The organism is Agrobacterium sp. 5Ca39, assembly GCF_055382365.1.
Genome location: NZ_AP026436.1, coordinates 438,743 through 451,557, shown reverse-complemented (window position 1 = coordinate 451,557; position 12,815 = coordinate 438,743). Strand labels below are relative to the sequence as shown.

The following is a 12,815-nucleotide window of genomic DNA, read 5'->3' as shown; positions in this document are numbered from 1 at the left end:
AAGAAAGCCTTGCGAGGCCACGGCAGCGGCCTCGCAAGGCATTCCATCCGGTACAGGAAACCGGATGGTGGGGTCTCAGGAGAACCCTTTGGCTCTTGCGAAAGACATAGCAAACTGCCGCGCAATGTCGCTCACCCGAATGGGTGATATGGCAAGATAAATTGACATTGAGCAAAACCAGAAATTGAATCCCGGAAATGTCGCCTCAGACGGCTTCGCGCAACTGTTCGGCGGTCTGCAAATCAACAGACACCAGTTGCGACACGCCCTGCTCCGCCATGGTGACTCCAAAGAGGCGGTTCATGCGCGCCATGGTGATGGGATTGTGAGTGATGATGACGAAGCGGGTTTCGGTGGAGGCCACCATTTCATCCATCAGGTTGCAGTAGCGCTCGACATTGTGGTCGTCGAGCGGCGCGTCCACCTCGTCCAGCACGCAGATCGGCGCGGGATTGGTGAGGAAGACGGCGAATATCAGCGCCATGGCCGTCAGCGCCTGCTCGCCGCCGGAAAGCAATGTCATGGTCTGCGGCTTCTTGCCCGGCGGGCGGGCGAGGATTTCGAGACCGGCTTCCAGCGGGTCGTCGGATTCGATCAGCTGCAATTCCGCCGTGCCGCCGCCGAAGAGATGGGTGAACAGCCGCTGGAACTGCGAATTGACCACATCGAAGGCGGCAATCAGCCGTTCGCGGCCCTCGCGGTTGAGGTTCTGGATACCGGCACGCAGCTTGCGCACGGCGTCGATGATATCGTCCCGCTCCTTGATGAGCGCCTCAAGCTTGGCGGAAAGCTCGGCCTGCTCCTCCTCGGCGCGCAGATTGACGGCGCCAAGCCTTTCGCGCTCGATCTTCAGCCGGTCCAGATCGCGCTCGACATCACGAATATCGGGCTTTGGCTGGTCCGGGCCAAGGCCGGTCAGGCGAAACGCCATATGCGGCTCGGTATTCAGCGTCTCACGGATGCGATGTTCCGCCTCCTGCCGTTTCTCGCGGGCGGAAACCAGCCGCTCTTCGGCGCGGCCGCGCTTTTCGCGGGCTTCGGCCAGTTCGGAAAGCGCCGTTGCCGCCAGCCGGTCGGCGGCCCGTTGCAGGTTCTCCGCCTCGGCCAGCCGGTCGGCGGCCGCGCGGCGGGCGTCTTCGGTCTTCTGCAATTCGTTGAGGAGGTTGCGGCGTTTTTCGTCGAATTCCTCGGGCGCAATGTCCAGCTCGGCGATTTCCTCGCGCGCCTCTTCCTCACGTTCGCGCAGCGTGGCGATATGGTCGGCGGCACTTGCCGCCCGCGATTGCCAGGTGGAACGCTCCTGCCCGATTGCCTGAATTCTGCGCTGGCGGCTTTCCGCCTCGCGGCTCACCCCTTCATGGCGGGCACGCGCTTCCGCCAGCAGGCCACGATCGGTCGCGACTTCCAGCTGGCTTTCACGCAGCTTCAGATCAAGCACGGAAAGATCAGGCGCATCTTCCATCTCGATACGGGCATTTTCTTCCTGAACGGCGATCTCGTCGATCTGCGCTCCGATCTGGTTCAGTGCTTCGGAGACGATATCCCGGCGGCGCAAAAGATCGCCCGAGGCGCGTTCGGCCGATGTCAGCGCCTCGCGTGCCTCGGCAAGCTGACGGGTCGCAAGCCGGCTCCGGTCGCGCACGTCCGAAAGCCGCAATTCGCTGCTTCTGATCTCCTCGGTTTTCGCGGCAAGCTGGTCTTCGGCCTCTTCCAGAATGGAGCGGGCTTCATCCAGTTCGGTTTCGATTTCAGCGAGGCGGTTCTTCTGCGACAGGCGAAGTGCCGCAGCGCCCGGCGCATCAGCGCTGGCGACATGGCCATCCCAGCGGAACAGCGCGCCTTCGCGCGTCACCAGCCGCTGGCCGGCCTTCAGCGACGGCAACAGGCGCCGGGCTTCCGATACGTCTGAAACGACGCCGATCTGTGCGAGGGCACGCCTAAGCGCATCCGGCGCCTGCGCATAATCCAGAAGCGGTTTGGCACCCTGCGGCAAGGCAGGATCGCCAGCGCCATCGCCGTTGCCGCCCCAATAGGCAGGTGCGGCGGCATCAAGCGGGCTTTCGAGATCATCGCCAAGCGCCGCGCCAAGTGCGGCCTCGTAACCGCGTTCCACCGTCATTTCTTCCGCCACCGGTGTGAAGCTGCCATTGGCAGCGGCACTGGAGGCGAGGATTTTGGTGATGGTGCGCGCTTCCGTGTCCAGCGCGTTCAGTCGGTTTCGCGCCGTTTCTAGCGGCGCGCGCGCCAGCGCTTCGGCGGAACGCGCCTCGGCGACGGCAGCTTCGGCTTCCTCCACCACGATCATCGCGTCCTCGACCGCGATCTCAGCCGCCTCGACGGCTTCGCGTCGTTCTGCCGGGTCCGGAAGGCTGGAGAGTTTTTCGTCGATGGCCTCGATCTCGGCCGTTGCTTCCTGCGATTGCCGTTCGAGCCTCAGCTTGCGGTCGGAAAGATCGCGGATCGCCCGCTCCAGCTGCTGACGGCCCGCGGCCGCCTCGGCGCGCTCGGCGGTGATGGCGGTGAAGATGGCTTCGCTTTCCGCCAGCTTGACGGATGCAGCTTCGAAGGCTTCGCGCATTTCGTCGGCATGGCGGCCGGAATCGGAGAGAATTTCGAGGAGCTCGGCTTCTTCCTCATCGAGCCGCGCGAGTATCTGGGTATTGTCTGAGACAAGCCGTTCCTCGCGGACGATATCCTCGCCAAGCTGTGAGAGACGGCGCGCCAGCTCGTCACGGCGGCGTAGTAGACGGTTGGCCTCGTCGTCCAGCTGGGTGCGGGCGATTTGCAGGCGTTGCAGGGCGGCGGCGACTTTCGCCTCATCCTCGCGCAGCTCCGGCAGCTTCAGGCTGGCGATGCCCTGCTGCTTGGCCGCCTCCATCTGCGCCTGCGCCTTTTCGGCGACGATATTCGTGGCCTGATTGAGCGCGCTCTCCGCCTCGCCCTCGGCTTCCTTCGCCTCTACCCAGCGGATGTGCAACAGGGTCGCCTCGCGGGCGCGGATATCGGCGGAGAGCATCTTGAAGCGGTTGGCTTGGCGCGCCTGGCGTTTCAGGCTTTCGATCTGGCTTTCCAGCTGGGCGGTGACATCTTCCAGCCGCTCCAGATTGGTCTCGGCGGCGCGCAGGCGAAGCTCGGCCTCGTGGCGGCGCGAATGCAGGCCGGAAATGCCGGCCGCCTCTTCCAGCAGCTGGCGGCGGGCCTGCGGCTTGGCGTTGATGAGTTCGCCGATACGCCCCTGCCCCACCATGGAGGGCGAGCGTGCGCCGGTGGAGGCATCCGCAAACAGAAGCTGCACGTCCTTGGCGCGGGCTTCCTTGCCGTTGATACGATAGACGGAACCGTTTTCGCGCTCGATGCGGCGCGTTACCTGAATTTCATCGGCATCATTGAAGGCGGCAGGCGCGGTGCGGTCGGAATTGTCCAGATAAAGGCCGACCTCGGCGGTGTTACGGGCGGGACGGTTGCCGGAACCGGAAAAGATGACGTCATCCATGCCGGATGCGCGCATGTTCTTGTAGGAGTTCTCGCCCATCACCCAGCGCAGCGCTTCGACAAGGTTGGACTTGCCGCAGCCATTGGGGCCGACGACGCCGGTCAGACCGGGCTCGATGATGAATTCCGAAGGCTCGACGAAGGACTTGAAACCGACGACGCGGAGCTTGTTGAACTTCATGCCGCCACGCTCCGGACAGAAAAACGGCAATAAAAAACGGGCGTGCGGAAATATCCGCCGCCCGTTTTCTGAAGGCTTCGGTGATCAGAGCAGCTTGTCGATGACAGCCGACATGGTTTCAACCGACATGTCTCCTGCGTATTTCTTGCCGTTGATGATGAAAGTCGGAGTGGAGTTGACGCCGAATTCCGTCGCACCGCGTTGCATGGTTGCGTTCACATCATCCAGAAGTTTCTGGTTCGTCAAGCAGGCCTCGAAAGACTCCTGTGAGAAACCGGCCATTTTCGACATTTGCAGCAGGGCGGCGCGCGCATCCTGCGCAACGGCCCAGCTCTGCTGCTGCTTGAACAGCATGGAAACGAAGGGGAAATACTGACCTTCCGGTGCGCAGCGCGCCAGCATGAAGGCGGCAGCGGCGCGCGGATCGAACGGGAATTCGCGGAGCACGAAATAGACCTTGCCGGTATCGATATACTTCTTCTTGATTTCTTCGAAGGTCTTGTTGTGGAAGTTGGCGCAGTGCGGGCAGGTCATCGACATATATTCGACGATCTTGACGGGTGCGTTGGCATCGCCGAGCGCTGCTTCCGGCAGCGGGCCGGGCTTCATTACCGCAGCCATATCCACATCACCGGTGGATTCAGGCAGTTCCTGAGCCTCGGCGATGCCGGGCGTAAAGGCAAACGGCAGGGCCGTGGCGATGGCGGCAAGAGCAACGCCGCCGAGAAGGCTGCGACGGGAAATGGTCAGTTCGGGAAAATGCATGAAAGCACCTGTTGGTAATAGACTCTATTGTCCGTTGATTCCGATATAGCGACGGCCTGTTCATCACAAGCGGGGTTCTGAACTCTTCTTGTCAAAGAATTGTGACCAGTCAAGGACGTCACCTTGCATCAAATCGTCCTGCGCCCCGGCTTCTTCTGCAACACCGCCGTGCCCAGCCTCTCCACCGCCTTGCGCAGCGCCTCGCTTTCAATGCCGTCCATCATGTCATCGAGACGTTTTGCCGCATCGCCGCGCAGGGGCTGCGGTTTGCGCCGGCGGGTGATGGTTTGCGAGACGGGCTTCTGTACGATCCTGATCTGGCGCACGGCCGGGAAGCCGAAAAAGCCGTTGATGCGAGCAATGAGTTCGCCCTGCGCGTGGGTGAGAAATAGCGCGCGCGCGCCTTCGCAGGCGATCGTCAGCACGCCGGGCTGATATCCGCCACGGTCCGGGCCTTCGTCGCGGCGCGGCCAGGTGATTTTTTCCGGGCGGGTGCAATCGGCAAAGTCGTCCCCGGCGATCTCGTCCCAGGAGCCGAGCAGCGCCGTGTTGATGCCGGCGCGTTTCGACAGAACCGGGTCCATGATGCCATTGGCGACTTCGGCGATCTGCACGACGCCTTTCTTCTTGCCGGCACCACTCTGGGGATAACGCATGTTTCACTCGCGATTTTGGTGAGGGCGATCCACATTTTCTTGATCGCCCGCTACGGATGTCCCAACTATAGGCCAAATCGAACAGAAACGGCAAACCATGCTTCAAAAAACCGCCTCGTCGTCTTATGCGCAGATGCTGCTCGCATGGTACGACCGGCACCATCGCGAATTGCCATGGCGCACTTCCCCGGCCATGGCGGCGAAGGGAAAACGCGCCGATCCCTATCATGTCTGGCTCTCCGAAGTGATGCTGCAGCAGACGACGGTGCAGGCCGTAAAACCTTATTTCCTGAAGTTCCTCGCCGCGTGGCCGAGCGTCACGGACCTCGCTGCGGCGCCAGTCGAGGACGTCATGGCGGCCTGGGCAGGCCTTGGTTATTACGCTCGAGCCCGCAATCTCAAGAAATGCGCGGAAGCCGTGGCGAATGAGCATGGCGGCGTCTTTCCGGACACGGAGGAGGGTTTGAAGCAACTGCCCGGCATCGGTGATTATACCTCGGCCGCCGTCGCGGCCATCGCCTTTAACCGGCAGGCGGCTGTCATGGACGGCAATGTCGAGCGGGTCATTTCACGTCTCTTCGCCATCGATGCGCCACTGCCCGGCTCAAAGCCGGCGATGAGAGCTAAGGTAGCAGAGCTGACCCCTGCCGACAGGCCCGGGGATTTCGCCCAGGCGATGATGGACCTTGGCGCAACGATCTGCACGCCGAAACGGCCGGCCTGCGCGCTCTGTCCGTTCAATGGCGTGTGTCTGGCGCTTGCGGAGGACGAGCCGGAGCGTTTTCCGGTGAAAGCCGCGAAGAAAGCAAAACCGGTGCGGCTCGGGGCTGCCTTTGTGGCCGTCAATGCAGAAGGTGAAATCCTGCTGCGGCGGCGAATCGACAGCGGCCTTCTCGGCGGCATGACCGAGGTGCCAACAACGGCTTGGACTGCCCGCCTGGATGGCGGCACGGACCAAAGTCACGCGCCCTTCGTCGCCGACTGGCAGGCGACCGGCGTGATCGTGCATGTGTTCACCCATTTTGAGCTGAGGCTCAACGTCTACCGCGCTCAGGTTCCGGGCGGCCTCCAAACCGGGCCGGATGACGGATGGTGGGAGCCGGTTACAAATCTTGACGCGCAGGCGCTGCCAACGGTGATGAAAAAAGTCATCGCGCAGGCTATTCCATCCGCATTCAATGAAAGCAGGAAATTTCGATGACCAAGATTGAGCATATCGTATTCGACATCGGCAAGGTGCTGATCCATTACGATCCGCATATTCCCTATAGCCGCCTCATTCCCGATGCCGATGAGCGCCAATGGTTCTTCGAGAATGTCTGCACCCATGACTGGAACCTCGAGCAGGATCGTGGCCGCCGCTGGGAGGATGCTGAAGCTTTGCTGGTGGAGAAGTTCCCGGAACGGGAAGAGCACATCCGCTCCTTCCGCAAGTTCTGGCACGAGATGGTCTCGCATTCCTATGACGACAGCGTCGCGATCATGACAGGCCTTATCGAGAGCGGCCACGACGTGACGATGCTCACCAACTTCGCCTCCGACACTTTTCGTGAGGCGCAGAAGATGTTCCCCTTCCTCACCCTGCCGCGTGGCGTCACCGTTTCCGGTGATATCAAGCTGATCAAACCGGATGTGGCGATTTATGAGCTTCATGCGCGCGATTTCGGGCTCAATCCCGCCGCAACTCTGTTCATCGATGATACGGCGATCAATGTCGAAGGCGCAAAGGCCGCCGGCTGGCAGGCGGTGCAGTTCACCGGCGCGGAGAAGCTGAAGCAGGATCTGCAGGCATTTGGGGTGGCGGTTTAGGTTCCGCCCTTAAGTCACCTCGTGGCATGGATTAAGGCTCATTGCCCCAGTCCTCGTGCCCATGGCGGACGCGGACGATGAGGACGTCGTCGTCCGCCTCAACGCGATAGACCACCAGATGTGCTCTGAACGGATGAATGCGCACCGACGGCGACAACTCGTTACGCTCGCGTGCGATCCTCGGATTCCGTGATATCAAGTCGAATATTGCGAAAAGTTCGCGATGGTACTTTCGCGCTTGCTGAGGTCCAAATAGGTCGATGCCTTCTTGCGCTATGCGGATGACGTCTTCTTCCGCAGGCAGAGAAAGGCGAAATCCCATGATCAGCCAATTTTACGTTTCATGGAGCGGGCTTCGGCCTCAGCAAACAAGGCATCTTCACAACGATGACCGGAGGGAGCCTGCAATCCTTCGTCCACCAGACCCTGCATGGCAGCGATCTTTTCGCTCCGCTCCTGATCCTTTCGGATGAGATCTCGGACATAGTCGCTGGCATTGGAGTAACGGCCCGTTTTAGACTGCGCTTCGACCCATTCCTTCATCTGGCCGGGCAGCGAAATATTCATGGTCACCATCTTCATCTCCTATGAAGACAGAGTGCAGATTTTGGCAAGGTTTGTCAAAAAGATCGGGAAAAGAAATTGGCGCAGGCGGAAATGGCGGTCTCCGGCCTGCGCCAGTCCTGCCGCAAGCGGCATTGGACGCAATGTTTTTGTGAGTTGTCCAGACCGGATTTTCACAACCACTGCTTTGATTAGGACAGTAGTTGTCGTCTCTTGCGCGAAACTTGTCTATCTAAAATTTTATATTCGAAAATACCAACGCCCGACACGATGTGCCGGGCGTTGGTCGTTCTCCATCCGGGACTGAAGGTACTAAACCGGACGGAGACGTATTCTGGACAAGGGCGGGCGGTGGATCGTTGCCTTCAAGCCTTTCCGGCTTGGACTATTCGGCCTTTGCCAGTTCACTGCGGATGATGGCTCGGAGATCATCGATCGGCTTCAGGTCGTCGCCGTCTTCGAAGTGCCAGAACGTCCATCCGTTGCATGCGTCGAGACCCTGCACCTTCGCGCCGAGGCGATGGATGGAGCCGGCGGTTCCGGCGGATGCGAGCGTACCATCCGCACGAATAATGGCGCTATAACGGCGCTTTGCATCCGTCAGCACCTGGCCGGGACGGACGAGGCCGCTTTCCAGCAGGGTGTTGAAGGCGACTCGCGGCTCGGCCTTCTTGCCGGTCATGACCGTCAGTTCCGCCTTGCCAAGCGGTTCGACGGCGGCGATGCGGGCGGCGGCGGCATCGATATAATCCTGCTCGCGCTCGATGCCGACGAAGTGGCGGCCGAGGCGTTTTGCCACCGCACCCGTGGTGCCGGAGCCGAAGAACGGGTCGAGCACGACATCACCCGGTTTGGTGGAAGCCATGATGATGCGGGCAAGCAGCGCTTCCGGCTTCTGGGTGGGGTGCACCTTCTTGCCGTCCTCACCCTTCAGCCGCTCATGGCCGCTGCAGATAGGGAACAGCCAGTCGGAGCGCATCTGCACGTCGTCATTGGAGGCCTTCAACGCATCGTAGTTGAAGGTATAGTTCTTGGCTTTCGGATCGCGGCTCGCCCAGATCATGGTTTCATGGGCGTTCTGGAACCGGCGGCCCTTGAAATTGGGCATGGGGTTGGTCTTGCGCCAGACGATATCATTGAGGATCCAGAAATCGAGGTTCTGGAGCGTGGCGCCGACGCGGAAGATATTGTGATAGGAACCGATGACCCAGATGGTGCCGTTCGGCTTCAGCACGCGGCGGCAGGCGAGCAGCCAGGCGCGGGTGAAGGCATCATAGGCCTCGAAGGAGGCGAACTGGTCCCATTCGTCGTCGACGGCATCAACGAGCGACTGATCGGGCCGGTGCAGCGTGCCGCCAAGCTGGAGGTTATACGGCGGATCGGCGAAAATCGCGTCCACCGACTGGCTCGGGAGGGCATCCAAGGCAGCGACGCAATCACCCTTTATGATGCTGTCTTTCCAGGCGTCACTCTCACCTGCACGATCAAAACCGGCATGCCGAAAATCGGCCAGCGGAAAAACTGCTGCCATTGGTACTCGCTCCATACGCTTACTCTCTACTGAGGCTTATGGTTACCGAAGATGGTTATCAAAGCCTGAACAAGTCACGGAAAATGCGAAATAAATGGCTCTCGCGGCGCACTGGCGCAATTTGCGGAGACCGGCGGGGAACCCGAAGTCCGGCGAAAACGTTGTGCACAATGGGTTCCCCTGTGCCCGCATATTCGCGCGGCAGGAAGAGCCATTATGGCAGGGGGTAGTCCGCAATGGGGTCCGTGATGAAAATGGCGTCTTTTTCCATGAATGTCGTTTGGGCCGCACTTTTCGCGGTCGCGCTGGCAACGCCCTCGCAGGCTCAGCAACCGAACCCGCAATATAACGTCATCACCGATGCGGTTTTGTTTGATGGCGGCCCCTCCCTCGGCAACAGTGACAGGGTGCGCTGGGATTTCTACAAGGCCGACAGCACGGGCGGGCGCACCGACGAGAATGCCGGCGGTTCCTATGACGCCACCTTCGAGGCGAAGCTGCCAGCGGGCAGATATGTGGGCGTGGCGGCGCTGGGCAATGTGACCCGCGAAATAGCGTTCGAGGTGAAAGACGGAAGCGTTGCAAGGCCCAAGGTAAATTTCGATGCGGCCGAACTGACTGTCGTGCCAAAACGCAGCCCCGGCGGCGATGTGGAGACACAGGCGAAAACTGAAATCACCAAGGATGATTTCAAAGACAGCGTCTATGGCCAGGATACCGTCTTCGTGCCGGCGGGCGAAGTGCTTCTCACCGGCAGCGTCGGCCCGGCGCGGGCGCAGGAGAAGCTCACCGTGAAGGCCGGCGACAAGATCAGCCACGAACTTGTCATTCCGAGCGGCGTGGTGATCGCCAAGGCCGTGTATGCGGAAGGCGGCAGGGCGGTGGAAACGGATGATATCCGCTTCGAAGCGATGTCGGCCAAGGAAACCCTTGACGGCACGCGGGAGACCATCAACGGCATTTACGGAACCGGCAAGATGATGGAAATGCCGGCCGGTAATTTCGTCATGCGCGCACGCCTCGGCAAGGTGACAGTGGAGCAGCCGTTCACCGTGACCGCCGGAAAACGCACGGAAATAACCATCAATCTCGATGCGGGCGTTCTCGCAATTACCGCCCCCGGCGCGGAACGGATCGACATTGTCGAAACGACCAGGGACCTTCAGGGCACGCAGAAGGAGATTTCCGGCCGCTATGGCACGCAGCATCAGGAAACGCTTCATCCCGGCGATTATTCGGTGAAGGTAAGTTACGACAAGAAGTCGGGCCGCGATCCGAAGGAGATCAAGGCGACGGTCAAGGCTGCCGAGAGAACCGAGACGCGTGTGCCGGAGTAGGCCTCGGCCGCAGCCCTGCTTGAGGCTCCGGCTGTTCGCCGATTTTCACGCCAGCAAAGCCTGAAGCCGCAATGCGGTCGCACAGCCTGTTCCACTGGCAGCCTCGACAGGCCTGCCTGATATCTCCCGCTGCAAATGCCAGACGCATCTTGGCAAGGAAGTCCGGCGTCGCCTGCAACCGCTTGCCGGCAGCCAGCGTCTCGCCCAAAAGCACTGACACCGAAACGCGGGCCGTCTCATCCCGCTTCACAACCCCTTCGTTGAAACAGTGGGCATGGCTTTCACACAACAGGCCCTCGCAGATGTCGTCGGGGCCATCCACCAGCTCGATATCCTCTTCCCCGGCATTCAGGCGGTCGGCGACACGGTCGTAATTTTCGACGAAGCCGGATGTGTATCCCTTGCCCACGTAGGTGAGCATGCAGAGAAGGTGGTGGGGCCGGAGGCGGACGGTCAAGGGCCTATCCGACAATGGCGAAGGCGTCGCGCACCGAGCCGGACGAGGTGCGGATCGCCTTGCGGCCGATCCATTGCACATGCCCGTCAAGGATGCGCACCGCCTCTTCGGCGCGGCCGCCGCGCAGCGCGTCGATGATCGCCCGGTGATCGGTATCGGTGCGGCGCTCCCAGCCGGCCCGCCAGGCGGAGAACAGGAAACGAGCGCTTGCCGCATGCAGGCCATCGATCGCTTCCATCAGGCGCGGCATGTTGCAGGGCGCGGTGATGAGGCGGTGGAAGCGGCGATTGGCCTCCTCCCAATGCTCGACATCAACGGCGCTGTCGCCTTCGAGCGTGGCTGCCTCCGCCTGATCGAGAATGGCTGACGTCATGTTGGGAATGGCGTGGCGCAAAGCCAGAACCTCAAGAGCGGCACGCATTTCCGCCACCTCGCGCACATCATCGAGACCGAAATCCGCGACCCTGACACCCCGGCGCGGAATGCTGGCGGCAAGTCCCTGCGCTTCCAGCCGGCGGAATGCCTCGCGCACCGGCACATGCGAGGCGCCGAATTCGGCGGCGATGTGATCCTGCCGCAGCCTTTCGCCCGGCGACAGCTCACCGCGAACGATGCGGTCGGCAAGCGTGCGGCTGATGCGGGCGGCAATGGTATCTTCAGGCGAATTTTTTGCTGTCTTGGGCATAACATCCCATAGCGCATATGGCGCGCCCGTGTGTAGAGGTTTTTGCAGCAAGCCAGAGCAGACTGTTATGACACGCGGCTCCCTTGCCCGCGGCCTTCAAGCTATGAGCCTGACGGGACTGTCCTTTGCTGGCGAGCCGGTTGAGCTTGGCGCAGACATGGTCTAAAAGCCCGGCATCATTTTCTTCCAGCCAAATCCGATACAGGGAGCGCCCATGAGCGGCTTCGACCTTATTATTTTCGACTGCGACGGCGTTCTGGTCGATTCCGAAATCATCGCGGCACAGGTGGAATCCCGCCTTCTGACCGAAGCCGGTTATCCGATCTCGGTCGAGGAAATGGGGGAGCGTTTCGCCGGCATGACCTGGAAGAACATCCTCCTGCAGGTGGAAAGCGAAGCCAGCATTCCGCTCTCAGCCTCGCTGCTCGACAAATCGGAAAAACTGCTCGACATGCGGCTGGAACGCGACGTGAAGATCATCGAGGGCGTGAAGTTCGCCCTGTCCCGCCTGACGACGCCCCGCTGCATCTGCTCGAACTCTTCGAGCCACCGCCTCGATATGATGCTCACGAAAGTAGGCCTGAAACCCTATTTCGCGCCGCATATCTATTCCGCCAAGGACCTAGGTGCGGACCGCGTGAAGCCGAAGCCCGACATCTTCCTGCACGGCGCAGCGCAATTTGGCGTTTCCCCCGATCGCGTGGTCGTGGTCGAAGATTCCGTGCACGGCATCCATGGCGCAAGGGCCGCTGGCATGCGCGTCATCGGCTTTACCGGCGCGTCCCACACCTATCCCAGCCACGCCGACCGGCTGACGGATGCGGGTGCCGAAACGGTGATCTCCCGCATGCAGGACCTGCCGGCCGTGATTGCGGCAATGGCGGAGTGGGAAGGCGCGTTTTAAGGAGGTAGCTGTGGTGGCATCCCAGACGGAAAAGGAATTCGTACCCGGCCAAGGCTATACCGAAGCGGATTGGGATGCTGTCGACTTTCCCGAAATGACAGATGAAGAGCTGGCAAATGCGCGTCCCGCCAGGGCCGTTTTGCCGCCAGCTTTTTTTGAGGCTGTGGAGGAGTATCGAAACTCCCGTAGCCGCCCGTCAGCGGAGAAGGCGACGACTGTGGGAAAACCCTCCGGTTAAAACGCATGGAAAGTGGTAGACCTCTCCTCCGTCATGCCGGACTTGATCCGGCATCCAGTCACGGCGCGTCTGCGCCGTGAGAAGAGTCTTTTGCGATCAATGACTTGATCGCGCTGGACCCCGGATCAAGTCCGGGGTGACGGAATTCGGACCTTTGCGCGCAATCAGCACCGAAGCCTGCCGAGCAGCCTCCGGC

The 12,815-nt window shown here is 61.1% G+C and carries 12 protein-coding genes and 1 pseudogene; 5 read left to right on the top strand and 8 right to left on the bottom strand.

Going from position 1 to position 12,815, the window contains the following annotated elements; translation table 11 throughout:
- Window positions 1-205 precede the first annotated feature (205 nt).
- The 3 genes from ACZ47E_RS02155 to ACZ47E_RS02145 form a co-directional block, all read right to left on the bottom strand.
- Window positions 206-3,673: a chromosome segregation SMC family protein gene (locus ACZ47E_RS02155; protein WP_278067273.1), complete on the bottom strand. Its 3,468-nt coding sequence runs from the start codon at window positions 3,671-3,673 to the stop codon at window positions 206-208.
- Window positions 3,674-3,757: 84 nt separating this feature from the next.
- Window positions 3,758-4,438, bottom strand: coding sequence for a DsbA family protein (locus ACZ47E_RS02150; RefSeq protein ID WP_006309853.1), 681 nt, complete (start codon window positions 4,436-4,438; stop codon window positions 3,758-3,760).
- 128 nt (window positions 4,439-4,566) lie between these two features.
- Complete coding sequence (locus ACZ47E_RS02145) at window positions 4,567-5,094, bottom strand: DUF721 domain-containing protein (protein ID WP_006699987.1); 528 nt, start codon at window positions 5,092-5,094, stop codon at window positions 4,567-4,569.
- A gap of 97 nt (window positions 5,095-5,191) precedes the next feature.
- Here ACZ47E_RS02145 and mutY point away from each other — a divergent pair, with 97 nt between their 5' ends.
- Together mutY and ACZ47E_RS02135 are read left to right on the top strand one after the other, a co-directional pair.
- On the top strand, window positions 5,192-6,295 hold the full coding sequence (gene mutY, locus ACZ47E_RS02140) for an A/G-specific adenine glycosylase (RefSeq protein ID WP_278067272.1): 1,104 nt from the start codon (window positions 5,192-5,194) through the stop codon (window positions 6,293-6,295).
- The gene (locus tag ACZ47E_RS02135) at window positions 6,292-6,903 is read left to right on the top strand and encodes an HAD family hydrolase (protein WP_022555751.1); all 612 of its coding nucleotides are present in this window, start codon (window positions 6,292-6,294) and stop codon (window positions 6,901-6,903) included. The genes mutY and ACZ47E_RS02135 overlap by 4 nt, the downstream gene beginning before the upstream one ends.
- Window positions 6,904-6,934: 31 nt before the next feature.
- On the opposite strand, the gene ACZ47E_RS02130 is transcribed toward ACZ47E_RS02135, so the two are convergent.
- The 3 genes from ACZ47E_RS02130 to ACZ47E_RS02120 all read right to left on the bottom strand — a co-directional run bounded on the left by ACZ47E_RS02130 (window position 6,935) and on the right by ACZ47E_RS02120 (window position 8,998).
- Window positions 6,935-7,225 carry a type II toxin-antitoxin system RelE/ParE family toxin gene (locus ACZ47E_RS02130; protein WP_004440407.1) on the bottom strand — a complete coding sequence of 97 codons (291 nt, stop codon included), beginning with the start codon at window positions 7,223-7,225 and terminating at the stop codon, window positions 6,935-6,937.
- Window positions 7,226-7,227: 2 nt separating this feature from the next.
- Entirely contained in the window at window positions 7,228-7,479 is a 252-nt protein-coding gene (locus ACZ47E_RS02125; protein ID WP_022555750.1) for a type II toxin-antitoxin system ParD family antitoxin, read from the bottom strand.
- A 373-nt stretch (window positions 7,480-7,852) separates the two neighbouring features.
- Window positions 7,853-8,998 (bottom strand): site-specific DNA-methyltransferase, encoded by a 1,146-nt coding sequence (locus ACZ47E_RS02120; protein ID WP_004440405.1) that lies wholly within the window; start codon window positions 8,996-8,998, stop codon window positions 7,853-7,855.
- Between the two features lie 236 nt (window positions 8,999-9,234).
- On the opposite strand from ACZ47E_RS02120, the gene ACZ47E_RS02115 reads away from it, so the two are divergent.
- On the top strand, window positions 9,235-10,335 hold the full coding sequence (locus ACZ47E_RS02115; protein WP_278067271.1) for a hypothetical protein: 1,101 nt from the start codon (window positions 9,235-9,237) through the stop codon (window positions 10,333-10,335).
- Here the strand turns inward: ACZ47E_RS02115 and ACZ47E_RS02110 are convergent.
- Both ACZ47E_RS02110 and ACZ47E_RS02105 read right to left on the bottom strand, forming a co-directional pair.
- Window positions 10,295-10,756 (bottom strand): DUF1284 domain-containing protein, encoded by a 462-nt coding sequence (locus tag ACZ47E_RS02110; RefSeq protein ID WP_072494876.1) that lies wholly within the window; start codon window positions 10,754-10,756, stop codon window positions 10,295-10,297. The genes ACZ47E_RS02115 and ACZ47E_RS02110 overlap by 41 nt on opposite strands.
- Before the next feature lie 40 nt (window positions 10,757-10,796).
- Window positions 10,797-11,477, bottom strand: a complete 681-nt coding sequence (locus ACZ47E_RS02105; RefSeq protein WP_004440402.1) for a GntR family transcriptional regulator — start codon at window positions 11,475-11,477, stop codon at window positions 10,797-10,799.
- Between the two features lie 214 nt (window positions 11,478-11,691).
- Between ACZ47E_RS02105 and ACZ47E_RS02100 the strand changes: the two genes are divergently transcribed.
- Entirely contained in the window at window positions 11,692-12,381 is a 690-nt protein-coding gene (locus ACZ47E_RS02100) for an HAD family hydrolase (RefSeq protein ID WP_003520496.1), read from the top strand.
- Between the two features lie 10 nt (window positions 12,382-12,391).
- Window positions 12,392-12,586, top strand: a pseudogene (locus ACZ47E_RS02095) (BrnA antitoxin family protein); the annotation flags it as partial.
- Between the last annotated feature and the right edge of the window lie 229 nt (window positions 12,587-12,815).